This window comes from Nostoc sp. (assembly GCF_036916655.1).
Taxonomy (GTDB): Bacteria; Cyanobacteriota; Cyanobacteriia; order Cyanobacteriales; family Nostocaceae; genus Nostoc.
Genome location: NZ_JBALFY010000024.1, coordinates 1 through 25511, shown reverse-complemented (window position 1 = coordinate 25511; position 25511 = coordinate 1). Strand labels below are relative to the sequence as shown.

Below are 25511 nucleotides of genomic sequence, written 5' to 3'. Positions count from 1 at the left end.
GTTTTTCATTTTGAATTGCTTAACAGCTGTTACTGTAAGCCGTAGAGACTGATAAAAAATAAGAAACCAAGAGCCAAAGCACCAAAAATTAGGATATTCTTTTGGGTTGGCGTTAGGTTGTTGACACCCAAACCGTAACCGAGATTTTCTTTGAACCCAGATGCAGTACCGGCAGGGCCGATGTTGGCAAAAGCGGTCTTTTTAGCAGAACAAACTGGACAGCGCCAATTTATAGGCAGTTCTGCAAAGAGTGTCCTGGAAGGAATATCATGCTTGTCATCTCCCTTCTCAGGTTCGTAAACATAACCGCAGGCGCGACACTCGTAGCGGTCTAACACCGGAGTCTCAACAGCTGGTTCGCTCATGGCTAAGGCCTCGCAGAGAAGAAATCTTAAATATACGTTAAAAATTATGACATAATTGTTAGACTTTTCTATCACTAGCAAAAGCGAATCAAATACCTGAAGTGCGTCTGTTTCCCAGATTTCAGAAAAACCAAACAGATATAATGTAAAAGAAAGTAACGTAGTTGAGGGATTGGAGACTGGGGATTGGGGACTGGGGATTAAAAATAAAGAATTTGGTATTAAGGATAAGGGATTGGAAATTCAGAAGGATTACCCAGTACCCAGTACCCAGTACCTAGTCCCCACTCCCCACTCCCCACTCCCCACTCCCCACTCACTACTTAAAATACTCCATAAGCGGTAGATACTCATTGTGTTTGTCCTCAGCGGTTACGAGTACCTTCTAGGCTTCTTCATCATCTGTAGCCTAGTGCCTGCCTTAGCGCTCTCAGCATCCAAGCTCCTACGACCCAGTAGTTACAGCCCAGAACGGCGCACCACCTACGAATCTGGTATGGAACCCATCGGGGGAGCCTGGATTCAATTCAACATCCGCTACTACATGTTTGCTCTGGTCTTCGTCGTCTTTGATGTGGAGACTGTTTTCTTGTATCCTTGGGCTGTAGCTTTCCACCGTTTGGGGCTATTGGCTTTTATTGAAGCGCTAGTCTTTATTGCAATTCTTGTAGTCGCTTTAGTTTACGCATGGCGTAAAGGAGCTTTGGAATGGTCTTGAATTCTAACTTAACAACCCAGGGTAAAGAACGAATCATCAACCCCATTGAGCGTACCAATGTCACTCAAGACCTTTCAGAAAACGTCATTTTGACGACGGTTGATGACCTCTACGACTGGGCGCGGCTTTCTAGTTTGTGGCCGTTGTTATTTGGTACTGCTTGCTGCTTTATTGAATTTGCAGCTTTAATTGGTTCCCGATTTGACTTTGACCGTTTTGGACTAATTCCCCGTTCTAGCCCCCGCCAAGCCGATTTAATTATTACGGCAGGGACTATTACGATGAAGATGGCTCCTCAATTGGTGCGTCTTTATGAACAAATGCCAGAGCCAAAGTATGTAATTGCGATGGGTGCTTGCACAATTACTGGCGGGATGTTCAGCGTTGATTCCCCCACAGCAGTGCGCGGAGTCGATAAATTGATTCCTGTGGATGTGTACTTACCTGGTTGTCCTCCTCGTCCCGAAGCAATTATCGACGCAATTATTAAGCTGCGGAAGAAAATCTCTAATGAATCGATGCAAGAGCGGGATAAAATTAAGCAAACTCACCGCTACTACAGCACGACTCATAATTTGAAGCCAGTAGATGAAATCTTAACTGGTAAGTATTTGCAGTCAGAAACTCGCTATGCACCACCGAAAGAATTGGCGGAAGCGATTGGTTTACCAGTACCACCTGCACTGCTGAAAGAATTGGCGCAAAAGGAGGAACAAACCCGTGGCTGAAGAAGAATCTAAACCAGTACCAGCAGCCAAAGAAGAGGCATTGGTACAAGCGGGTAAAGTTTCCCAGTGGTTAACGGCAAATGGCTTTGACCATGAGTTTTTGGCACCAGACAAGAATGGTGTAGAGATAATTAAGGTGTCGGCAGATTTTTTGCTTCCTACCGCTACAGCCCTTTATGCCTACGGGTTTAATTATCTCCAGTTTCAAGGTGGTGTTGATCTTGGGCCAGGACAAGAATTGGTGAGTGTGTATCACTTGAATAAAGTGGGTGATAACAGCGATCGCCCCGAAGAAGTTCGAGTTAAGGTGTTCTTACCACGGGAAAACCCCGTAGTCCCTTCTGTGTACTGGATTTGGAAGACCGCAGATTGGCAAGAGCGCGAGTCTTACGATATGTACGGCATTATCTACGAAGGACACCCAAATCTCAAGCGAATTTTGATGCCGGAAGATTGGGTAGGTTGGCCTTTGCGGAAAGATTACATCTCGCCTGATTTCTATGAGTTGCAAGACGCTTATTAGAAATTGCTGAATTTCAGCAACCCCTAATTAACCCCTTTCCGGTGGCGGAGAGGGGTTATGTTTTTGGTCATTTTAAGATCGCTTAAAGATGCGATAAATCATCACAAAGACGCGATTTATCGCGTCTCTTGACTTAACCGAACAGTATTGGGTTAGATATTCAAGTAAATGAGGGGAGACAGAGAAGTTGAGGTGTATGAATGGCAAGAAAAAAGTTAATGATTTACTCCCATCACCACGCCCGTGTGTCCTATTTTTGTACCGCACCAAAGGGAAGAGGTTCACCGAGAACTTTGGCGAATCTTTCTAAATAGAAGTCCACAGGATTTGCAACTGCTTTAATTGAAGAGCGATCGCCTACCAGATTCCACCATGCTTGCAACTGGGGTGTTTCTGTTGGTAGTGTGAATTTGCGGAAGTGTTCTAAGAGTGGTAAACGTTCAAACCAAGGATAGAAGCTGATATCAACAAGGCTAAACCGATCTCCCAATAAGTAATCACCTTTGCCTAACCCTTCTTGTTCGATATATAGAAGCGCTTCTGTGAACTCTTTTCTTCCTTGTTCCTGTTCTTGGCTATCTTTACCGCGCAGGAATTTGTTAAAAGCTGGGACAAAGCGAGTATTGGCGTAATCTATCCAAATACGAGCGATCGCTTTGGCTGCGGGATCGCTAGGTAACAATGGTGGTTCTGGAAAAACCTCCTCTAGATATTCATTAATCACGGCGGACTCGTAAATTTCAATATCCCCATGTTTAATCGCCGGAACTTTACCATAGCGCGAAATCTGCGTGTACTCATCTGGCTTGTTCTGTAAGTCAATTTCTATTGGGGTGAAATCAATGCCTTTTTCCAGTAAGACTACACGAGTACGTTGAGAGAAGGTAGAGGCTTGGGCGAAGTACAGTTGTATGTTACTCATGAAATCTTTTCCTTGCAATTATTGTGAATGCAGACTATTTGAGATTGCATAACTCCAACTCAAGCAATAAGACAAAAGTTGAGATGCGTTAATTAGTGCAGTTAAATAATTTACTGGCAGGTATCTACGTCAGCTTAGATGATATACTCCAGCTTATCGGTCGACTTACCGGACTTTTTATAGTCTACAGTCTTTATGAAAATATGTATAGCAATACCTTCGCCAAAAAAACGCTAAAAGCGTAGCTTGCTTCCCTGAAAGAGTATTCTGACTCCTAAATTCTGTTCGATAATAGACCTCTTGCTGTGCAAAAGTTTGAGCCACGGGTAGTTTACAGTGAATTGGGGTCAATTCCTTGTTGTTGTAATCTCGCTAAAAGTTCTTGAAGCTGCTGCTGAGTTTGTTCTAGCTGTTGTTGCTGTTGTGCATTTACTTCTTCTGGAGTTTGGTATCTGTTACCATCTCGGTCATACCAAAACAACCATTCTCGTGTTCTTCCTTGATAAGTGCCCTGTTCTCGTCCAATCCCTAAACCAATTTCTGGCATCCAAATTTGATCGCCGAGTTGTAAAATATACTTACCTTCAACTAAGCGATAAACTTCTAAACGTTGACGCTTACGACGTAGCCGCGTTGGTGCATAAATGACGTAATATAAAATGCCTAATTGAGCATAATCTATTTTCTTTTGTTCATATTCGCCATTGTAGGTTTGAGAAACCACCTCTAAAGCTAAAATAGGCGTAATCCCTTCTTCTTCCCAGAAAACGTAACTAGAACGTCCGTTTTCTCCAACAAAACGTTCAACACCTAAACTCAAAAACCCATCGGGGACTATAGCAGGTTGTAATGGTGTATAGTAAATTCCCATGTTGATACCGAAAAACCAGTCATCACGGTTGTGCCAAATCGAAGCTAAGATAGCTAACAATAAATTGGGAATTAATATTTGTAGTTCGTTATCCACAGGGGTATCATCAGAATCTCGTAATTCCGCCGATGAAGGTAGGCAGTCTAAGGGATTGTAATTATACATAATACTTGTTGGTTGACAGTTATCAGTTAACTTGCTGTTCTTTAAGTTCTATCATCATCCAAAATACTCGTTTGCGTTATTTCAAAATCCTTGTAGAGACGTTGCATTGCAATGTCTCTACATCCAAATTCATACCTTGATTCAGCAACACCTGACAATAATATTAATCATCCCTAGCGATCGCTCAAACAGTTTGCTAGGGATTTTTATTTTGTCGCAGAAACAGATCGTTAACTCAATACGGTTCAGTTAGAGCCAAAAACCTTAAACTACCTAAGTGAACGAAACTCAAGATTTCATAGGGTTTATTGGGGTTCGTTCTTTAACTGAACCGTATTGAGGTTGCATGAAAAATTCAAAACCTCTCTCTTATTAACAAGAGAAAGGTTTTCCACTTGAACAGCTAAAGAAAATTAGCGATCGCGTTTAGCAGAACGGCGCGATGCAGATGAACGAGCGCTAGGTTTATCGCCATTGGTGGCAGGCGGTGCGGCTTTACGTTTCGCTGATGTCGGTGGCGACAGTTTAGCAGTACGAGCCGGACGCTTCTCACCTCCTGGCTTTGGTCTGTGTTGCCGTCCATTGGGGATTGCTTCTGGCTCAATGTCGAGGTTGGGGCCAAAGCCAGCGACTACTTCCCTGGGCAAGCGCTGCTCGATCAGTTTTTCGATATCTTTCAATAGAGGGTATTCATCGACGCAAACCAGCGATACGGCTTCACCTGATGCGCCAGCGCGACCGGTGCGGCCAATGCGATGTACATAATCTTCGGGTACATTGGGTAGATCGAAGTTAACTACATGGGGCAGTTCGCTGATGTCAAGACCTCTAGCAGCAATGTCCGTTGCTACCAATACTTGCAAGCTGCCATTTTTGAACTTCGCCAAAGCGTTGGTACGCACCGGCTGGCTTTTATTGCCGTGGATTGCTAATGCTTGAATGCGGTCTTCGCCCAACTGCTTCACCAAACGGTCAGCGCCATATTTAGTGCGAGTGAATACTAAAACTTGATACCAATTATCTCGCCGAATTAGATGAGCAAGTAATTGACGTTTCTTGTCACGGTCTACCTGATAAATCTTCTGGGCGATCGTTTCGGCGGTAACGTTGCGGCGTGCTACCTCAATCATTTTTGGGTTATTGAGTAGTCCGGCGGCCAGTGCCTTAATTTTGTCTGAGAAAGTAGCGAAAAATAGCAAATTTTGCCGCTGTTTGGGCAGAAGTGAGAGGATGCGGCGGATATCATGAATAAAGCCCATGTCCAACATCCGATCGGCTTCATCTAGCACCAAAACCTCAATCTGCGATAGGTTTAGCGTACCCTGCTGTACGTGGTCTAGCAGTCGCCCTGGAGTAGCGACCAAAATATCCACTCGACCCCTCAAACGCTGTTTTTGCAGATTAATACCGACTCCGCCAAAAATCACCATTGAATTGAGGTTTAAGTACTTGCCGTACTCGCGCACGCTTTCTTCCACTTGTGCTGCGAGTTCGCGAGTCGGGGTGAGAATCAAGGCTCGGATTGGTGGGTATCCATTAGACGTACCTTTGCTTTTGTTAGACGACAACCGATGCAAGAGCGGCAGGGTGAAACTAGCGGTCTTGCCAGTGCCAGTTTGTGCCCCAGCTAACAAATCGCTACCCGACAATACAGCAGGAATCGCCTGCATCTGGATTGGGGTGGGTTCCGTGTACCCTCTTTCGGTAACAGCACGGATAATTTCATTGGACAAGCCGAGATCAGAAAAAGACATAAGACTCCAAAAATAACATCGGCCTGTCGCCAATGATGGCGTCAGTCTTAGGCGGACGGATAAAAATTATTGAAAAGCTGGATGGGCAGTAGCGCAAAGACTGAGAGCGAGTGCCGCAGTATTTCATTTTAACAGATTGCCGTCCATTGTGTTGTTAAAGTTGCTCTGATTCAGTGTTGTGTTAAATTGGCATTACCTGCTTATAAAGCAAAGTATTGAACAAATAGGAGAAATTCATTATCGCAATCCAAAAGCAACTGATTAATTCACAAATCAAGTCACCTAGCGTCTTCTTGATTGACCATGAAAATAATAATCGTGGTCTGATCGATACCAATGAGGCGCTACAGCTAGCCGAAAGCTTAGAGCTTGACTTAGTTGTAGTTTCCCAAGGCAAAGATGCTCCGATCGCGAAGATTCTCAACTATGGGAAGCTTCAGTATCAAAAGAAAAAACGTCAGAGCCAGAGTGCTAGACCCACGGTAAAGGAAGTTCGGTTCGGACTAAACGTGGGTATAGCTGATTACAATTTACGCATTCAGAAAGCAGTTGAGTGGTTGAGTAAAGGCGATTCTGTGAAATTTGCCATCCGTTTACGAGGCCGAGAACATCAATATCGCGATCAAGCAGGAGAACTGCTAGACCGAATTGCAAACGATCTCAGTCAAGTAGGTAAAATCCAGTCGTTGGATAAACGCGCACTAATTGTTCAAGTTATTCCTGCTTAGTTAATCTGGCGATCGCTGGAAGATGTATTGTGGCAGCTTGTAAGGAACGAAAAAAGCCGGAGACAATCAATATTGTTGTTACTCAAGGTAAATTTAACTTTCCGACCAAACAAGCGCCACGCGCCGGGATATAACCAATCAATCGGCGCATTTAGTGATTAGGTGTGTCAAGGCATCAATCAAGCGATCGCTTTCCATTGGTATAATATCTCTCCCATGCATCACATCTTGAGTCACATGAAAATTAACTAATGTACCTAAAAAAATCCTCGCCGTTGCCTCTGGGTCAGTAATATTCAGTTCTGGGTGAACAACCAAATATTGAGCGATCGTTTCCAGCATTGGTTTAATCATCGCCCTTACGCAAATCTGAGTTAATTCAGGAAAACGACCCGATTCTCCAATTAACACTCGCATAAATGCACAGTGTTCGTGGTCATTATTCATCTGTTCTAATAATTTGCTTCCTAATTGGCGCAGGACGATTTTTGGTTCTCCCTCCATCGGTTCCGTATCAAAGAGAGAGTTAAACTTCTGATGTGCTAAGGACTCTATCAGTACTTTAAAAAGTCCTTCTTTATCTTGAAAATGGCTGTAGACTGTCGCTTTAGAAACACCCGCAGCTACCGCTACTCGATCCATGCTTGTACCAGCATAGCCATTTTGCAGGAACTCCTGCATTGCTCCTTGCAAAATTTGCTCTACTTTATCAACGGAATGATCTCGCTCAACTTCGTCAGCTTTAATCCGTACCATTTATTAATTATCCTCTCTTATAAACAATTTTAATAGATGCGGCAATTTACCTTACGTCATTAATCCAGTTGTGACAAGCATTCTGGTGTATAACTCAACGCAAATTTATTGAAAAAGAGATTGGGGATTGGGCAGAAGAGGCAGAGGGGCAGGGTGCAGGGTGCAAGGGGGAGAATGAGTAATTATTTACCTCTTTCCTTCCTCTGCTCCCCTGCTCCTGGCGTGACCCATTAAATTGAGAATTTTAGCTTGGCGCACTTGACTAAACTACTCCGTTTAGTTTAGCATAAACTGAACTGAACAGTTTAGTACAAGTTACTAACGGGGAAAGGTGAACACAATGGTGCAGAACTGGAAATTACAGGATTTAAAGTCTCCCCAAAATCTTTTGCGATCGCCCACCACACTAGCAATAATTGCATCTTTAGCAATAGGTGGAGCTAGTGTTTATACGGTGCTAAAGTTTCAGGCGACCGCTAATGAAAAGCCAGCCACACCAATAGCTGTTCAGCCAGTGGTAAAAACAGTTACAGCATTGGGACGCTTAGAACCCAATGGAGAAGTTATAAAACTGTCTGCAACAACTTCTACTGAGGGAAGTCTGCTTCAGAAGCTATTGGTAAAAGAAGGCGATCGCGTCAAGGCTGGGCAGATAATTGCAATTATGGACAGTCGCGATCGCTTGCAAGCAAGTTTAGTGGAAGCCCAAAAACAAGTTCAAGTTGCCCGATCCAACCTTGACAAAGTAAAAGCGGGAGCGAAACAGGGAGAAATTGGAGCAAAACTTGCTGCTGTCAGCCGTCTGCAAGTTGAATTAGAGGGAAATGTCAAAACTCAGCAAGCCACAATCGATCGCCTAGAAGCAGATTTGCAAGGACAACGGCAGAGTTTACAAGCAACAGTGGATCGCGTCGCCGCCGAAAAGCGGAACGCTCAAGTAGAAGTGCAACGCTACGAAGCTCTATATAAAGCAGGGGCAATTTCTAGCCAGCAAGCCGATCAAAAACGCTTGAGTGCAGAAACTTCTACTCAGCAGGTAATTGAAAACCAAGCTAATAAGACAAGAACTGTCGCGACTTTAGAACAGCAGATTAAAGAAGCTAAAGCGAACCGTAACCAAACTCTCGCTAGCTTGCAACAGCAGATTAACGAAGCTAAAGCCACCCTTAACCAAACGGCTGAAGTCCGTCCTACAGATATTGCCAACGCCCAAGCAGAGGTAGACAGCGCTCAAGCGACTGTGGCAAAAATTAGAGCGCAACTCGATCAGGCTTATGTCCGCGCACCCGAAGCTGGACAAATTCTGAAGATTAATACACGAGCCGGAGAAACCGTTTCTAATGACGGGATTGTAGAACTTGGTCGAACCGATCAGATGTATGCAGTCGCAGAAGTTTACCAAAGTGATATTAACAAAGTGCGATCGGGGCAACGGGTTAAACTAATCAGCGATTCTCTACCTGGAGAATTGCAGGGAACTGTCGATTGGATGGGGATGCAGGTACAGCGACAAAATCTCGTCAACAGCGATCCTTCTAGCAATATTGACGGCAGAGTAGTGGAAGTTCATGTGCGACTAGATGAAGCATCTAGCGTCAAAGCTGCCAAGTTTACCAATCTACAAGTAAAGGCAGTGATAGAACTATGATTGGATTTATTCAACAATTGCGGCAGCGAACCCCTTTAGGATGGCTGCAACTGAGTCACGAAAAAAGCCGTCTGTTGGTGGCATTGGGAGGTATTGCTTTCGCTGATGTTCTTATGTTCATGCAGCTAGGGTTTCAGACCGCCTTATTTGAAAGTAATACTAAGCTGCACAAAAGTATACAGGCTGATATTATTCTAGTTAGTCCTCAAGGCCGTAACGTGTTAAATGCGTCCACCTTTACACGGCGGCGGCTGTATCAGGCAATGGATGTACAAGGGGTGAAGTCAGCAGAACCAATGTATATCAGCATTGTCGATTGGAAGAATCCGAAAACACGCCAAAAGACATCTGTGCTAGTTATCGGGATCAATCCTGAAAAGCCAGCCTTTGACTTACCGGATGTGAACAGCCAGATAGATCGAGTGAAGCTACCAGATACTCTGCTGTTCGATCGCGCTTCTAGAGGAGATTATCAAGAAGCGATCGCTCAAGTTGCACAAGGGAAACCTGTAACGACTGAAATTGACCGCCGGACGATTACCATTAGCGGCTTATTTTCCATCGGCGCTTCCTTTGCGGCTGATGGCAACCTGATTACCAGTGACCAGAATTTCTTACGGCTATTTCCGAAGCGAGAAGCAAGTAGTGTCAGTTTAGGGTTGGTTCAACTAGAACCAGGCTATGACGTAAAACAGGCGAAAGCAGCTTTAGAATCTCATTTAGATGATGATGTTAAAGTTTTTACCAAAGCAGAATTTATCGAATTTGAAACAGATTATTGGAAAAAAAATACCGCCATCGGGTTTATCTTCAGCCTGGGTGTAGGAATGGGATTTATGGTGGGCGTGATTATCGTCTATCAAGTTCTTTCTACAGATGTGAATTCCCATATCAAAGAATACGCCACTTTCAAGGCAATGGGATATAACAATCTTTATTTATTAGGTGTAGTGTTTGAAGAGGCGATTATCTTGGCAATTTTGGGCTTTATCCCAGGAGCGATCGCACCTTTAGGACTTTATGCTTTAACTCGCAATGCCACTAATTTACCACTTTACATGACCGTAGCACGAGCCTTGACGGTATTAACGCTGACTATGATTATGTGCATAATTTCTGGTGCGATCGCTACTCGGAAATTACAATCTGCTGACCCCGCAGATATGTTTTAAAAAATGGGGACTGGGGACTGGGTATTGGGTACTGGGTGTTGAATATTAACTTTTAATTCCTAGTCCCCAATCCCTAGTCCCCAGTCCCTAATCACCAATCCAAAATCCAAAATCTAAAATCTAAAATTTAGTATGTTTCCCGTGATCTCTGTTAAAAACCTTGACCACTATTTTGGTCATGGTCAACTTCGTAAGCAAGTTCTCTTTGATATCAACCTGGATATTAACGCTGGCGAAATTATTATTATGACTGGGCCTTCTGGTTCTGGTAAAACTACACTTCTCACCTTATCAGGCGGCTTGCGTTCTGCCCAATCCGGCAGTTTGCAGATATTGGGACAAGAACTTTGTGGCGCTAGTACAGCACAACTTACCCAGGTGCGACGTAATAACGGTTATATTTTCCAAGCGCACAACTTGCACGGTAGCCTGACAGTACTCCAGAACGTCAGAATGGGACTAGAAGTGCATAATAATATTTCACCGGCAGAAATGAAAACCCGGTCAGCCCAAATGTTAGAGGAAGTAGGATTAGGGCATCGCCTGAATTACTATCCTGATGATTTATCTGGGGGACAAAAACAAAGAGTTGCGATCGCACGTGCTTTAGTTGGTCGTCCTAAAATTGTTTTAGCGGATGAACCTACCGCCGCCCTTGACAGTAAATCGGGACGAGATGTGGTCAACCTCATGCAAAAATTAGCTAAAGAGCAAGATTGCACCATTCTTTTGGTTACTCATGACAACCGCATTCTAGATATTGCCGATCGCATCGTCTACATGGAAGATGGCAAGCTAGTAAATGACCGTGCTGTTGTTGCAGCATCTTAACTATAGGTGTCAACTTCAGATGGAAAGAGCTTATCTGTTGGCTGATATGTCCGCCCGGAAATAAATTTTTTTGGCTTTTAGCTTAAGTCTACTTCAGTAGACTAGAGATTTTTGGCGATATTTAGTCATCTTCAGATGACTTTAGCTATAATACGGGAATTTAAATTCCCGGCAGACAAGCGGTTTCACGTTAAGTTGACACCAATGGGCATTGCCATGCCCCTACGATAAATTTATATGTATCAGGATTTTCGTGAATTGGTATAAAGCCTGGGGTATAGCTATGCTTAGTACAGCTTTGCATAAGTTCGTAACTTTTTTAAACGTAGAGGAACACAGAGTTTTGCCAAAGTTAATTCGCTATGAATTAATGAAATTTTGTACTTAGGGCGCAGCCTCTCGTAGAAACAAGAAGCGATCGCAATACTTTTTGAGCGCTAGCTTAAAAAGTATTGCTGTCACTTTGGCTGAAAGCTAGATAACATTAATTCGGGCGTGTTTACTGTTCGGGAGTGCCAAAATGTCTAAACAGCTGGGTCAAAAAATCGCACCCACACCTATATCTAATGATATCAATGTGGTAGATTTGATCGATCAATACTTCACCGCTTACAACTCAGCGCGGTTGCGGGAAATCTGCCAACTACTGAGTCGCGATGTGCTAACGGAAGGTGTTACGGTGGGAGTTAGCCTTTCCGGTGCGATGACGCCAGCAGGATTTGGGGTTTCAGCACTTGCACCCTTAATTCGCAACGGCTTTATTGACTGGATGATTAGTACTGGTGCAAATCTTTACCACGATATGCACTACGGATTAGGTTTTGAACTTTTTGCTGGTAATCCGTTTTTGGATGATGTGAAACTGCGCCAAGAAGGCACTATTCGCATTTACGACATTATCTTTGGCTACGATGTGCTGCTAGAAACTGATGCGTTTATCCGCAAAATTCTCCAAGGAGAAGCGTTTCAAAAGCGGATGGGAACGGCTGAGTTTCACCATTTATTAGGTAAATATGTCCGAGAAGTAGAAAAGCAATTGGGTGTGCAGCATTCCTGCTTGTTAGCTACAGCTTATGAATATGGCGTACCGATTTATACGTCTTCTCCAGGAGATAGCTCAATTGGGATGAACGTGGCGGCTTTAGCATTGGAAGGTTCGCAGTTGGTGATAGATCCATCAATTGACGTGAATGAGACAGCAGCGATCGCATATAATGCCCGTGAATCAGGAGGTAAAAGTGCAGCTGTAATTCTCGGTGGCGGTAGTCCTAAGAACTTTTTACTACAAACTCAGCCGCAACTTCACGAGGTTTTAGGACTAGAAGAACGAGGACACGATTACTTTGTGCAGTTTACCGATGCACGTCCAGATACAGGCGGTTTATCTGGGGCAACCCCATCGGAAGCAGTCAGCTGGGGTAAGATTGACCCAGATGAGTTACCTAACACAATCGTTTGTTATACCGATAGCACCATCGCTTTACCACTGGTGACAGCGTATGTGTTGAACAAATGCCAGCCTCGTCCCCTGAAGCGTATTTACGATAAGCGAGAAGCCATTTTCGATAAACTGCAAAAAGACTATCTAGCAGCCAAAACCCAACCATCAGATCGGATTCCAGCAGTAGTTGCTGAAAGTGCTTCACAGCAAACAGCGACTTATCCCTGTGGTCGATTGATTCCGAATAGTCATTAGGGAAGAGGCAGGGGGAAAGAAACAAGTTAAAAGTTAAAAGTTAAAAGTTAAAAGAAATATTGAATTTATCTTTCTTTTTACTTTTTACTTGGTTCTTTTTACTTGTATGCCCAATCCCCCTCATCCCTTCCGTCCAATCAACAAATAAGTTGTCATCTTCCCTTTGCCTTTAACTTCGATTTCGCCCCGCTTTTCAAATAAAAATTCATTACACAAGGACTTATAAATATCTTCTGTAACCTGGATTTTATTAGCAATACCTTGGGATTTCATACAGCTAGCGATGTTTACTGTGTCTCTCCAGAGATGATCGCAAGTAGACTCGTTTAGATCGATTTCTTCTGCCACTACGGAACCGCTATGGATACCGATACGGATGCTGAAATTTTGGTTATTCTCAGTATTGAAGAGAGCGATCGCAGTTTGCATATCCAGTGCCATAATAGCGATCGCTTTAGCACAATCTTGGCGGGGTGTGTGCAAGCCGCCAACTACCATATAAGCATCGTTAACAGTCTTGATTCTCTCTAAACCATGTTTTTCGGTGAGGCGATCGAAAGCTGAGAAAATTGAGTTGAGTAAGTTCACTAGTTGAATTGCACTCATAGAAGCAGCAATTTCGCTAAAGCCGACGATATCTGCAAATAAAACTGCGACATCAGTAAAATCTTGGGCAATGTCGGCTGGTTCTTCTTGAATTTCTTTGGAAATTGCTGCTGGCAAAAGATTTAGCAATAAACGTTCGGTTTCTACTTGCTGTTGGCGCAGCGCTGCTTCTGCTGCTAGTCGCTGGGTGACATTACGAAAAATGCCGCGAATTGCAACCGGATGACCTTCGATAAATTTACAGTTAATGTTACCTTCTAAAAAGATTGTTTGACCATTTTTAGTAACGAATGTAGCTGTTACTTGCCCAAGCTTTTCTCCTGATAGCACGCGATAAAATCTTTGCAAACAGTGTTGTTTAAACTCTGGATGTATAATATCAAAAATATTCATATTCGCAATTTCGGCTTCGCTGTATCCTAAAGTTTCTCGCCAAGCACGATTAACATACAAAAAACGCCCATAAGCATTGACAGCTTGAATCAAGTCGTTAGCATTTTCAAATAAATCTCGATATCGTTCTTCACTTTCTCTAAGAGCATTTTCTACTTGTTTGCGTTTGATAAACTGGGCGATTTGGCTCCCAATAGCACCCATCATTTGCAAGAGGTCTTTGTCTTTTGGTTGTACATCCCGACTGAAGAAAACCATCACTCCTAAGATTTCACTATCGTCTAAGATCGGGAAGCCAAAGGCTGCGTGTAATCCAGCCTCAGTCGCGGCTTGCGATCGCCTTTTATCTCCATCTTCTGTGATATCTTTAATCCACAAAGGCAAACGTCTAATCCAAATTCGACCAGGTAAGCCAGCACCAGGCGTATAGGTAGTTTGCCACGTGATTGCTTTAAATTCTCGGACAGAAATCAATCGACTTGACCAAATTTCCACACACCTTAGTACTACATTCAGACTATCTCCTGGTACTGAAGTGCCAATATATTGACTTGGTGTCCAAAGCTCGGCTAAATCCCACCCTAAGTTTTGACAAATCGACTGCAAAATTTGCGGAATTACCTGCTTGATACTTTGAGATTCTGATAATATCCGAGTGATAGCATATTGGGCACTTGTACGCTGTTCTCGGTGCTGCCAAGCAGTAATATCTCGACCAATGTAGACAATATCTTCTAGTTCTTCTGTTTTTTTTGCAATCACTGAACAAGAAAAAGCAATCAACAGCTTTTCTCTAGTTTTTGTTCGACAAACTACCTCTAGATTCTGTAAATTTCGTTTCAAATAAGAATGCTGATAAATAGCTTTTAGTAATATCTGATTATTATCAATAATCAGTGATATTGGTTGATTAATTAATTCTTCTTCCCTAAAACCAAATAGTTTTTGAGCCGCATAATTAATTCTTTTTATTTTTCCTGTGTTACTTGTTACTAACAAAGCATCTGCCATTGAAGTGATTACTTGTTCCATGTAGTTCTCACATGAGATTAATGCACTTGATAGCAGATTCGTTTCATTAGCTTGCTGTGCTAGTTTTTGCTTTAAAACAAGCCTGTCGGTAACATCTTCAATCAGGATAATTAATTTATTTTCTTGCTGTTCGCCGATAATATATATATCTATATATACAGAAATATTATGCTCTGAATATCGTTCAATTGCTTGTAATTCAAACAGTTCTTGCTCTCCTTGTAGAAGAGATTTCAGGATATTTTCAAGTCCTCTCAACTCAGGAAAACTTAGCCGGATATCTTTTCCCCGAATCACGTCCTCAGGATGTTCTGCAAACCGTTGCACTTGCTCGGATGTATGGATGATGCAGAAATTCTCATCCAGTTCCAAGCGTTCAAATTTAAGGGGAAAAGAAGGTTTGTTAAAAATCTGGTCTAATACTTGGTCTTTCATTATGGTATGGAAACAGACTTTAGACTTATCTTTAAAAGAAAGATTTAGAGGAAAGAGAAGATTTTAAGAAATAGGAAGAAAAAACCTCTAATTTTTGCGATACAGCAGTTCTCATTCACGTGAGGTACATCCGTAGGGGCATGCCCCTACACCTTGCTTAAGTAAGTGGGCATAAATAAGCCCGCATAATATTTGAATGTATTTCTTTTGGATGATTGACAATTGAATAGAATAGTGAAATTTTGAAGACTTGTACTCAATAGTGGTCTTCATGTTTAACTTTAACAAAATAGAAGTTGCTAGAATTCAATTCTGAATTCTAGCAACTAACGCCCATTCTGACTTCTGAATTCTTCTTCAAGATTGTGCGCTGGCTGCGAGTTGATTCCAGGCTTTAACTACTGTCTGTAAATTCTTAGGTAGGTTATTTTGAGAAATATCGTTGTACTGAACCGTACCCTCTTGGCTGGTCAGAGTATAGGTGATATAATCAGCAGCACCACTGGGGGCTGGGTAACTCAAATTCTTAAATTTACTAAACTTAGAATGTTCTAGCGATCGCACAAATTGTTTTACCTGTTGTACAGAAACGCGGCGAACACTACGCTCAGAATCATTGGCATCACCAATCCGCACACGAATCAATCGCCCATCTTTGAGTAAAACAGTCTCGTAGGTTCTGCCAGTAAAACCACCACTGGAGATTTGCCGAAATACTATATCTCTATCTAAGGGTGGTGGTAACTCGCTAACTGGAATTTGCACAGGAGTCAGTGTACTTTCGTTAGCCTTTTGATTCAGCCTGAGTAAAGAACCTGTTTGATTGGTATGATAAACCAAAGTTTGGTCAACTGCGCCGATAACCACCCGCCAACCTGATACTAAAGCTTGAGTACAAAATTCATCGACATTAGCTAATTCTAAACAGCTATCTCTCCAGGTTTGCTGTTGAGCCTGAATGATAGTTAGCTGAGAAGTTGGCTGTTGCAAACGTCTGGATGCGGCTTGCAAAACAGCATTTTTTACAGATGTGGGTAGTTGATCTGGCAGATTTTCTGAGGGAGTGTTTGCCGAAGCTAAACGTAGCGATCGCCCATTATTATTGGTATGATAAATCCAGTTTTGTTTGCCATTAGATACCACAATTCGCCAACCCGGAATTAATGCTTGGGTGCAGATTTCATCCGGTTGAGGCAGTTCCAAGCAACCATTGCGCCAAGTTTGTTGATTATAGTCAATGATTTGCAGTTCTCTGGTTGAAATTCCCTGTCTACTGGCTAAATCTCGCAGTACTGCATTAGCTACTAGACGTGGCAAGCGGTTTGGTTTAATATTGTCTTTGAGGACTTCATTGCTTGTTTCTAAAGAAAAGTTTGCAGAAGCTCCCACAGCACCTTTGATAAGTGTAAAACCGCTAGAAACGGATAAAATTCCAGTCAGAATTAAAGCCGTGAAAACCCGTCTTCCATTGGTGCTAAAGTAGTTTTTCAACATGAATTTCATATTAATATAGAACAAAAAAATAGTATCCAGCTACTAATGGATAATAAACCAGGAGTCAGAATTCAGAATTCAGAATTCAGAATTATGGATACTCTACCCTAAAAGGATGTTTGAAAAGTTTTGAGAGAATAACATGAGACTGTTGGCGAATTAATAGGGAGTCTAACGCATCATTCCTCATTACTCTGATTTCAGTCCGTTGAAACGGACTTGAGCTATTAGCCCGAAATTTATTTCAGGGCGGGAAAGCAACGCCAAACCAATGTTTTAGGGGTGAGGAGTCAAACCCACCATGAATTGACCAACAGTCTCATATAATTCGCTACCACACAAACCAATTCCACTTCCGTGGACTAATAAAAAATTAAGGTTTTTTAACCCACAGAGGTGGGTTAAGTCTCGTGTAGCCGCGATTTCTAATCGCCAGGGCTAGTAATAATTTAGACTTTTCAAACACCCTCTAACCAATATTCATTACCCACTCGTACAGAATTCATACTGAATTCTGACTCCTGAGTTCTGAATTCTTCCTATAAAGCATATAATTCCAAAACTTCACACTTTGGAATTAATTTAATATTTGTCTTTTGAAACAGATGTAAAGACAGACGCTAATGTATTGATTGTTTGTTCCTTAATAATTTAGAAAACCGAAATATTAAACCCTTCCTAACAATTCTGGAAAGTTATGCTTGTAAATTTGCGCTACCCTAAGTCAGGAAGCCAAGGATCAATCATAATGAAAAAATGGATTTGGCTGATACTGTTAGCGCTGATGGCAGTTGTGGTGGTAGGTAGCAGAGGTAGCACGTTTTTTGAACAGCCTCCCTCACCGACGATTGTTGAGCGTATTCCAGTAGAAACACCCCAACCACAGCCAGAATCGCAAGAAGTTGACAATATCCTACAAGTATCTACTGACAAGCTGTTAACCCATATTCAAAAGTTAAATTTTCAGCGCTACACAACAACAGAGCGATCGCTTACTCGCACTTATATCACAACTGAACTAAAAAAATTAGGCTGGAAGCCTAAATTAGAAAAGTTCTCCGATGGTGTGAATATTTTTGCCGAACGTCCAGGAACTAACAAAGCCGCAAAAGCAATTCTGGTAGCAGCGCATTACGACACTGTTGCCTCATCCCCCGGCGCTGATGATAACGCTAGTGGTGTAGCTGTAGTGCTGGAAGTTGCCCGGTTACTCGGTTCCTACCCCACGCCACGAACATTACAGCTAGCTTTTTTTGACCAAGAAGAAGCAGGACTTTTAGGTAGTCAGGCTTTCGTTAACAAGAAAGCACGCTTGCAAAACTTAGGCGGAGCGATCGTTATGGATATGGTTGGTTATGCTTGTTACACTGCTGGATGTCAGAAATACCCTACTGGATTGCCTGTTAAGCCACCTAGCGACAAAGGCGACTTTTTAGCAGTAATCGGTGATACAGAACATTTATCTTTACTGAGTGCCTTTCACAACTCACAAAATATCCCCTCAACCGCCCTGAATAAACAGGAATTAAATCTGCCAGCAGTACTAACATTGCCGATTCCTTTTAAAGGTTTACTGACACCCGATACCCTACGCAGCGACCATGCACCATTTTGGTATCAGGGCGTGGGTGCTGTGCTAGTTACAGATACCGCAAATTTACGTACTCCGCACTATCATAAACCTAGCGATGTTCCAGCAACTATCGAGCGATCGTTCTTCACAGGAGCAGCACAGATTGTAGTCAATGCTACGACTACCTTGTTAGAGAAGACCGACTTTTGAAGGAGGCAGGGAGCAGGGAGCAGGGAGCAGGAGTTGTTTGTCCTTCATCTCCATCACTCATTACTCATTACTCATTACTCATTACTCAGCACTACTGAATAGTCTTTGCTTCCGGGAAAGTCAATGTCCAGTTCTGTTTATCATTGAGTTGAAAGTACAAACCTTGGAGAATTAGCCGTAGAGCTATTCGAGTTCTAATAAACTTTCTGACCAGATAAGTTCCTGGTTCAGCAAAGATATCATCAAAGTTTTTTTGATAACCAGATTGTTTGGAACAATAACTACCAGCACCTTGAACTGTCACCACAAAAAATGGAGCTTGTTTGTACTCATCAGGAATCATAAATATTCCATATACATGGTGACGACCACGCCACGGCTGAATACTAACTTTAGTAGCATGTACTTGAAATTTTGTAGTTTTTGATGCTAAAAAAGGCTCGAAATTGCAATCAGAATCATTCACAGTCCACCACAATGTAATAATACTCAGGGAGAGCAGCAAAAGTAAAATATAGCGGAGTCTGCGACGCATAAAACTAAGAGAAATTGTTGATGCGGCTGGTAGAATTTGATGAGTAATGATAATGCAGCTACAGCACTAAGACTATCTACCTGCAACACGCTCTAAAGGTCAAAGACAAAACATTAACTTGTCTTTAAATTTTCGTGTTATCAAAACTTATACTCAGTTTTGGATTTTGGATTAATCCATACATAAATTGCTCTGAATAACTAATTTTTAATTATCGCTGTTATAGTATTAAACCTAGCTGAGAAACAATTAGGCTTTTGTGGCTATTAACACTGATTTATGCTCAATTTTTTAGCTGTGATGAATTCTACAATTCTTTGCTTTTTATCAGCTTTTTTCCCATCAGCAGATACTTTCAGGATATCTGGGCGTAGGCGTAGCCCATCGTAGACATCGCCATCAACTTCAGGAAAAAATTTACTTTTATTTCTCAGCCATTAATAGGGTAGTCAAATACACAAATATCCGTTATATTCCCGTAAGTAACACTTGGTATAAATATTTATGGGAATAAATTGGGGAAGTCTTAAGACAGTTGCGGGTTTCTTAGGTGCAATTGTACTTACACAGTTCGGGGGAAATGCTTCGGCCATTGCGGCTGACACAGTGATTGTGCGTTTGGGCTTATTTACAGAGTCCATCTCTCTTACTGAGTTACAAAAGGCTGTAAAAACTGGGGAATTGCCTGAGAGTTTGCAGCCTTACACTAAAGAATTATCTGAACAACAACGCCGCTTCTTCCTGGGGGCGTTGGGTATGAATATACCGATGAATATTGTCACCGTTGATAAGTTAGTTAATAGTCGAATTGGCACAACTATTCTCAATGACTTCGCTACGGCCTTAGCTAGAAAGGATAAAGCTGGGGTACAAGCACTGAGAGCCGGATTGGTATTAGGCTCTGCCGCACCACAGGGTCTTTCTATACTAAGTTTTATCGCCGCTTATCCCAGTAAACGCCTAGAAATTGATTTGTCACAGGCTTTTTTAGTTGCAGGGAGTTTGAATACAGCTTTTTGGCGTACTCAACAATTTATGCTAGCGATCGCTCCGCAACTCGACTCTAAAACACCACAGATTGCTTTCCCTTTTGATCCCAGCCAACCAGGAAACGCTCAAGTAAAAATACTCAATTTAAGCCTGAATGACCAAAAGCGCGATGCCTACGGCGGGCTACGCCAACGCCAAATTCCAGTTGATATTTATTGGTCAACTGCTGCAACTCCCGACAAACCCGTAATTCTCCTTTCTCATGGCTTCGCTTCAGTCCGCACAGACTTGCGTTATCTAGCAGAACATTTAGCATCCCACGGTTATGTAGTCGCAGCTTTAGAACATCCCGGTAGTAATCAGGCAAATACTGACTTAGCATTCCAAGGCAAAACTAGAGTTATGAAGCCTCAGGAGTTTTTGGATCGCCCTCAAGACATTAGTTTTGTTCTCGACGAATTAGAAAAGCTCAACCAAACGGCTAATCATCCGCTGCAAGGGAAACTTGCAACCAATAAAGCGATGATTATTGGCTATTCTTTTGGCGGTGGTACAGCTTTAGCACTGGCTGGAGCCGAGTTACAACTAGAACATCTTAAACAACGCTGTAAAAAGAACTTGACTGTCTTGAGTCTGGGAGAAGATATGCAGTGCATCGCTCAAGAATTGCCAGAAAATAGTTATCAGCTACGAGATGCCAGAATAAAACAAGCGATCGCTTTCGATCCGACAACTTCTCTGATTTTTGGCGAAACTGGGTTAACTAAGATACAAGTTCCTACCCTAGTGTTAACAGGTTCCGCCGATAAAACCACCCCAGCTTTAACTGAACAGATTGTAGGATTTGACAAAATCCCATCCCCAAAATGGCTAGTTGGTATAGTTGGAGGCACTCATTTGAGCGTCAAAGACCCCAGCACCACTTTGGATCAGATAGGACAACCCAATACACCGATTAGTGGCGGTGAAGTTGTGGGTGAACAAGCAGCAGATGTTCGTAAGTACGTTAAAGCTATAGCTTTAGCCTTCGCTGCACAGATGACTCCAGAGGCTAAAAACTACGCTGTCTTTTTGACATCAGATTATGCTCAGTTTGCTTCAACTGCTGCATTTCCATTTCGCCTCATTACGGAGATTCCTCCTGATGCTATGGCAGTAGTAAAAGAATTTGTTGACAAATAAGCTTTAAAGGATTTCAAAATAAAAAAATATCCAATACAAAGACGCGATAAATCGCCCTCAAGACGAAAGACTGATTATTGTAAAGACGGCGATTCATCGCGTCTCTTGTCTTAACCGAAAAGTATTGCCTCTCATCCTGCCTTCCTTACGATTAATAGATACAGCAGTTTTCTCTTACATGAAGTATGAAGTTACAGATTTTGAGGCAGGAGGTAGAAACTCTTTATATCTGATCCGTGAGTCTTACATTTTCTAGCTCACCTACGTGCAAACTGTTGTAAATCAGTTTGTACAATAAAATTGGGCTGAATTTTGATGATTTTACTTAGATAAAAGTATACCAAGCTGTTAATAAATTTATAGTTGCTATTAAAGCAATACTAAACTTTCACAGTAAAAATAACTATTTAGATATAAACTTCATAATATTTTCGTTAAAAATAATAGAAGCTTGAGAGTGTAAAAATGAGGAGCATCAACTGGATAATACATCTGTATTTCAGCTAAAATACCAAAAATCAATGAATACAAGTTGCTTATTGCAAAATATATTCATACATTTTGTAGTATAAACTTCTTCAAATTTATCGACTAAAAACTACAGATGAATACAACATAAAAACCTAAATCTTGTTTTCATTTACTCAGACAACAAAGATTTCTAGGCACATGATATAGCAAAACTAATTTCGGATTTAGAATTAAACAATTACTCATTTCGCCCAAGCCTATGCAACTCTATACAACTCGTGAAATCGAACAACTTCAACAGCACGAAGACCTTTCTTCCTTAATTGAAATTATGGAGTGGGTGAAAAATTTTTTAGGAAAACCTCATCCGAACTTAGGCAGACCCGGCGCAGTTTGCCCTTTTGTGCCTTACTCTCTCAAGTCAAATAGTATTCGTTTAGCAGTTATTCACACAGAAAATTTGTATCCAGAACAATTAGAAGAGGTTGTTGGACGCTACCGAGATATATTTCTAGAAATAGATAATAATGAGCAGGAATCAGCAATTAATAAAGCTTTTTTACTGATCTTGCCTGATATCCATATAGATGATGCTTCTAGAGTAGTAGATCGTATCCAACAAAAACTCAAACCTTTATTTGTTGAGTCAGGACTGATGATAGGGGAATTTCATAAACGTAATGAAAGTCCTGGTCTGCACAATCCAAATTTTCGTCCACTTCGTAGCCCTATACCTTTGTTAGCTATCCGGTTTATGGTTGAAGCTGACCTCCCTTTTCTTGTGAGTCCAGCCGATCCACGCTTACGTATTCGCTATCTGGAAGCTTACTTACAGCGTTTTGGTCATAATTTTACAGATGCAACTAAGTTTAAAAATGCTCATCAAGCATTGGCTTTAGCGAAAGAACAGCTTAAAAAAGAAAATTTAGTGAGTTCCTGCATATAATCAGTAATAACAGCCGCAAGAAGTGATCGTTCAAAGCCCAAATGTGCATAAGATGAGGAAAGCGTTGGTAGTAAAGCTGGTTTATCAAGACTACCTATATGAGAAGATCCAGACAATTATGAGGCTGATTTGCAATCTTGGCGAGAAGGGCGAATAAATTAAACGACCTTTTGCTGCTTTTGAGTTAGATGCATCGCAATTCCTTTCTCATAATAAGCTGCTTCATTAATAAAAATAGGATAAACAGTAGACGTTCCCTCATAGAAAATATCTTTGCCTTCAAAAGTCAGAAACATTGGATCGCCTGGATTCAAAGGTTCATAATCCCTAAATTGAAGCTGGGGGTGAATCATCGCTTGAATCTCCCCTCGTAGGTGCAACCCGCCGTAGGCATCGCTTCTCGGATAATCCACAGTTCTAATATATTTATAAAGTGTAAGCTGGTTGCTTGTCTGCGGAATATTCCCCTGGTTGCACCTTTCAAAATAGTCTAAAACCGCATAAATAAGCTGTTCTGTTTTCTGAAATAATTCGGCGTTTAATATATTCTGAGCCACAGCCCCAACTTCTATAACAAAACCCAATTCACACAAAGAACGGAGAAAACCATTTTCTTTGGATTCCTGATTAATATAGACTTTCACTAAAGGATTGATAGAACTTAAATAAGCACCTAAACGAAGCAATAAAGGATGCATATCGCAAAAAATCAGACTTAACCCCATGTTGGCAGTTGTGCTGTGTAAATCAATAATTACATCTACAAAAGGCTGATTTTGCGGTTGCAATATCTGTTGAATTACTTTTGCCCGCGTATCTTCATAACTTGAGAGTTGGGGATTTTGCAAGCCTTGATTAGTGAAGCAACGATTTAAATCTTTTTCAATGTATCGTTTGCCTTCTTCAATAGCTTTAAGATTGCCAAGTAATGCCAGAGTTTCAAAACTTGCTCTATTGATTAAATTAGGATACTGCTGAAACTTTTTGACTAAATGTACTCCTGTTAACTCATTACCGTGGTTTCCTCCAACGATCGCAACTCGTTCAATCTGACTCATAACCACCTCTGTCTAAAAAACTACCCTACGGTTATTGAAAATGGTGCAAGATCCAAGATAGAAGTATAACTGCTGCTAACTAAATCTTGTAAAAGACTGACGCCTATGCTCCATGTTCGAGCCAAAATATGATAACTGTTAAGCTGTTGGTTTTGGTATAAAAGGGGAGCAAATTTATGGAGAAGGACTTTCAAGCGCTCGCTGAACTTTACAAAAACGCCCTCCTCAACGACGTACTCCCCTTTTGGGAAAAATATTCTCTCGATTGGCAGCAAGGCGGTTATTTTACCTGCCTCGATCGCGAAGGCAAAATTTATGATACAGACAAATTCATCTGGCTGCAAAACCGCCAGGTGTGGACTTTTTCGATGCTTTACAACCAGCTAGAAAAGCGCGAAAATTGGCTAAAAATTGCCAGTAATGGCGCCAATTTTCTCGCCCAACATGGCAGAGATAGCGATGGTAACTGGTACTTTGCCCTCACCCGTGAAGGGAAACCACTGGTTCAGCCTTACAATATCTTTTCTGATTGCTTTGCGGCGATGGCATTTAGTCAATATGCACTCGCTGGCGGCGAAGAATGGGCAAAGGATGTGGCTATACAAGCTTATAACAACGTATTACGCCGCAAAGATAACCCGAAGGGCAAATATAATAAAACCTATCCCGGCACACGCCCGATGAAATCATTGGCTGTACCGATGATTTTAGCCAACCTGACTCTAGAAATGGAATGGTTGCTGCCAAAGGAAACCTTAGAGAATGTCCTAGCTGAAACTGTCCGCGAAGTAATGACCGATTTTCTCGACACAGAACGGGGGCTAATGTATGAAAACGTTGCCCCTGATGGTTCCCACATTGATTGTTTTGAGGGACGGCTGATTAACCCAGGTCACGGTATCGAAGCGATGTGGTTTATTATGGACATTGCCCGTCGCCAAAACGATACCAAAACTATTAACCAAGCCGTTGATGTGGTGCTAAATATCCTGAATTTTGCTTGGGATAACGAGTATGGCGGCTTGTATTACTTTATGGATGCAGTCGGTCATCCCCCACAACAATTGGAATGGGATCAAAAGCTGTGGTGGGTTCACCTAGAATCATTGGTTGCATTAGCGATGGGCTATCGCCTGACAGGGCGTGAGGTGTGTTGGGAATGGTATCAAAAGATGCACAATTACGCCTGGTCACACTTTGCTGATTCCGAGTACGGTGAGTGGTTCGGCTACCTGAATCGGCGTGGAGAAGTATTGTTGAACCTCAAAGGCGGCAAATGGAAAGGATGTTTTCATGTACCGCGTGCATTCTACCTTTGTTGGAAGCAATTTGAGGCATTGAAATCGTAGTCAGTTTAATCTCTGCTAGTGTACCCCTATACTGTTCGGTTAAGCTTAAAAAATAACTCCAATGTAGGTCGGGTTTCGTTCCTCAACCCAACATTTTCACAGATGGCAAGTGAAGTAATTAGACAAACTAAACACAAAATGATTTAATTAAAGGTATTTCCCCAACAAAAAGTTTTTAATATGAGGAAACTGTCTCTGATTCTCCCCTTAGCTATCCTAGCTTTTGGCAGTGTAGTTGTTAAGAGCCAAGAAATCTCCTCACCCAATACCAAAAGTGTTGAATGTTAAGAAAAATCCGATAAAAACAGCCCAAAATATGTTAAATTTTGGGCGGAAGATTAAAGTATATCTATTTGATAG

The 25511-nt window shown here is 41.9% G+C and carries 21 protein-coding genes; 12 read left to right on the top strand and 9 right to left on the bottom strand.

The genetic code is table 11. The annotated features are described in order from the left end of the window. Positions 1-29: 29 nt before the first annotated feature. Complete coding sequence (locus V7L31_RS06470) at positions 30-365, bottom strand: rubredoxin (protein ID WP_334695482.1); 336 nt, start codon at positions 363-365, stop codon at positions 30-32. Positions 366-720: 355 nt separating this feature from the next. Between V7L31_RS06470 and ndhC the strand changes: the two genes are divergently transcribed. The 3 genes from ndhC to V7L31_RS06455 are packed head-to-tail and all read left to right on the top strand — an operon-like array spanning position 721 to position 2334. Continuing rightward, a complete protein-coding gene (gene ndhC, locus V7L31_RS06465) occupies positions 721-1083 on the top strand; it encodes a photosynthetic/respiratory NAD(P)H-quinone oxidoreductase subunit C (RefSeq protein ID WP_104908259.1) in 363 nt (120 codons plus the stop codon). Then, positions 1074-1811, top strand: coding sequence for a photosynthetic/respiratory NAD(P)H-quinone oxidoreductase subunit K (gene ndhK / locus V7L31_RS06460; RefSeq protein ID WP_334695481.1), 738 nt, complete (start codon positions 1074-1076; stop codon positions 1809-1811). Before ndhC ends, ndhK begins: the two co-directional genes overlap by 10 nt. Then, the gene (locus V7L31_RS06455; RefSeq protein ID WP_334695480.1) at positions 1804-2334 is read left to right on the top strand and encodes an NAD(P)H-quinone oxidoreductase subunit J; all 531 of its coding nucleotides are present in this window, start codon (positions 1804-1806) and stop codon (positions 2332-2334) included. The genes ndhK and V7L31_RS06455 overlap by 8 nt, the downstream gene beginning before the upstream one ends. Before the next feature lie 250 nt (positions 2335-2584). On the opposite strand, the gene V7L31_RS06450 is transcribed toward V7L31_RS06455, so the two are convergent. The 3 genes from V7L31_RS06450 to V7L31_RS06440 all read right to left on the bottom strand — a co-directional run bounded on the left by V7L31_RS06450 (position 2585) and on the right by V7L31_RS06440 (position 6046). Then, a complete protein-coding gene (locus V7L31_RS06450) occupies positions 2585-3256 on the bottom strand; it encodes a glutathione S-transferase family protein (protein ID WP_334695479.1) in 672 nt (223 codons plus the stop codon). A 331-nt stretch (positions 3257-3587) separates the two neighbouring features. Further along, on the bottom strand, positions 3588-4292 hold the full coding sequence (locus V7L31_RS06445) for a Uma2 family endonuclease (RefSeq protein WP_334695478.1): 705 nt from the start codon (positions 4290-4292) through the stop codon (positions 3588-3590). 413 nt (positions 4293-4705) lie between these two features. Then, positions 4706-6046 carry a DEAD/DEAH box helicase gene (locus V7L31_RS06440; RefSeq protein ID WP_334695477.1) on the bottom strand — a complete coding sequence of 447 codons (1341 nt, stop codon included), beginning with the start codon at positions 6044-6046 and terminating at the stop codon, positions 4706-4708. A gap of 236 nt (positions 6047-6282) precedes the next feature. Between V7L31_RS06440 and infC the strand changes: the two genes are divergently transcribed. After that, entirely contained in the window at positions 6283-6774 is a 492-nt protein-coding gene (infC, locus tag V7L31_RS06435) for a translation initiation factor IF-3 (protein ID WP_334695575.1), read from the top strand. 138 nt (positions 6775-6912) lie between these two features. Here the strand turns inward: infC and V7L31_RS06430 are convergent, their stop codons facing one another. Further along, complete coding sequence (locus tag V7L31_RS06430) at positions 6913-7530, bottom strand: TetR/AcrR family transcriptional regulator (protein WP_334695476.1); 618 nt, start codon at positions 7528-7530, stop codon at positions 6913-6915. Between the two features lie 340 nt (positions 7531-7870). Here V7L31_RS06430 and V7L31_RS06425 point away from each other — a divergent pair, with 340 nt between their 5' ends. The 4 genes from V7L31_RS06425 (at position 7871) to V7L31_RS06410 (ending at position 12877) form a co-directional block, all read left to right on the top strand. Next, positions 7871-9178 (top strand): HlyD family efflux transporter periplasmic adaptor subunit, encoded by a 1308-nt coding sequence (locus V7L31_RS06425; RefSeq protein ID WP_334695475.1) that lies wholly within the window; start codon positions 7871-7873, stop codon positions 9176-9178. Then, positions 9175-10350, top strand: a complete 1176-nt coding sequence (devC, locus tag V7L31_RS06420; protein WP_334695474.1) for an ABC transporter permease DevC — start codon at positions 9175-9177, stop codon at positions 10348-10350. The genes V7L31_RS06425 and devC overlap by 4 nt, the downstream gene beginning before the upstream one ends. A gap of 132 nt (positions 10351-10482) precedes the next feature. Beyond that, positions 10483-11181 (top strand): DevA family ABC transporter ATP-binding protein, encoded by a 699-nt coding sequence (locus V7L31_RS06415; RefSeq protein WP_334695473.1) that lies wholly within the window; start codon positions 10483-10485, stop codon positions 11179-11181. A 520-nt stretch (positions 11182-11701) separates the two neighbouring features. Continuing rightward, entirely contained in the window at positions 11702-12877 is a 1176-nt protein-coding gene (locus V7L31_RS06410; protein WP_334695472.1) for a homospermidine biosynthesis protein, read from the top strand. Positions 12878-12997: 120 nt separating this feature from the next. On the opposite strand, the gene V7L31_RS06405 is transcribed toward V7L31_RS06410, so the two are convergent. Beyond that, positions 12998-15343: an adenylate/guanylate cyclase domain-containing protein gene (locus V7L31_RS06405; RefSeq protein WP_334695471.1), complete on the bottom strand. Its 2346-nt coding sequence runs from the start codon at positions 15341-15343 to the stop codon at positions 12998-13000. A 357-nt stretch (positions 15344-15700) separates the two neighbouring features. Beyond that, positions 15701-16846, bottom strand: coding sequence for a hypothetical protein (locus V7L31_RS06400; protein ID WP_334695470.1), 1146 nt, complete (start codon positions 16844-16846; stop codon positions 15701-15703). Positions 16847-17585: 739 nt separating this feature from the next. Between V7L31_RS06400 and V7L31_RS06395 the strand changes: the two genes are divergently transcribed. Then, positions 17586-18620: a M28 family peptidase gene (locus V7L31_RS06395; RefSeq protein ID WP_334695469.1), complete on the top strand. Its 1035-nt coding sequence runs from the start codon at positions 17586-17588 to the stop codon at positions 18618-18620. Positions 18621-18711: 91 nt separating this feature from the next. On the opposite strand, the gene V7L31_RS06390 is transcribed toward V7L31_RS06395, so the two are convergent. Further along, entirely contained in the window at positions 18712-19155 is a 444-nt protein-coding gene (locus tag V7L31_RS06390) for a hypothetical protein (RefSeq protein ID WP_334695468.1), read from the bottom strand. A gap of 504 nt (positions 19156-19659) precedes the next feature. On the opposite strand from V7L31_RS06390, the gene V7L31_RS06385 reads away from it, so the two are divergent. Further along, positions 19660-21327 (top strand): alpha/beta hydrolase, encoded by a 1668-nt coding sequence (locus V7L31_RS06385; protein ID WP_334695467.1) that lies wholly within the window; start codon positions 19660-19662, stop codon positions 21325-21327. A gap of 730 nt (positions 21328-22057) precedes the next feature. After that, entirely contained in the window at positions 22058-22744 is a 687-nt protein-coding gene (locus tag V7L31_RS06380) for a DUF6875 domain-containing protein (protein WP_334695466.1), read from the top strand. A gap of 158 nt (positions 22745-22902) precedes the next feature. Here V7L31_RS06380 and V7L31_RS06375 read toward each other — a convergent pair whose 3' ends face one another. After that, on the bottom strand, positions 22903-23802 hold the full coding sequence (locus V7L31_RS06375) for an aspartoacylase (RefSeq protein WP_179064666.1): 900 nt from the start codon (positions 23800-23802) through the stop codon (positions 22903-22905). Between the two features lie 176 nt (positions 23803-23978). Between V7L31_RS06375 and V7L31_RS06370 the strand changes: the two genes are divergently transcribed. After that, on the top strand, positions 23979-25151 hold the full coding sequence (locus V7L31_RS06370; RefSeq protein ID WP_334695465.1) for an AGE family epimerase/isomerase: 1173 nt from the start codon (positions 23979-23981) through the stop codon (positions 25149-25151). The last annotated feature ends 360 nt before the right edge of the window (positions 25152-25511 follow it).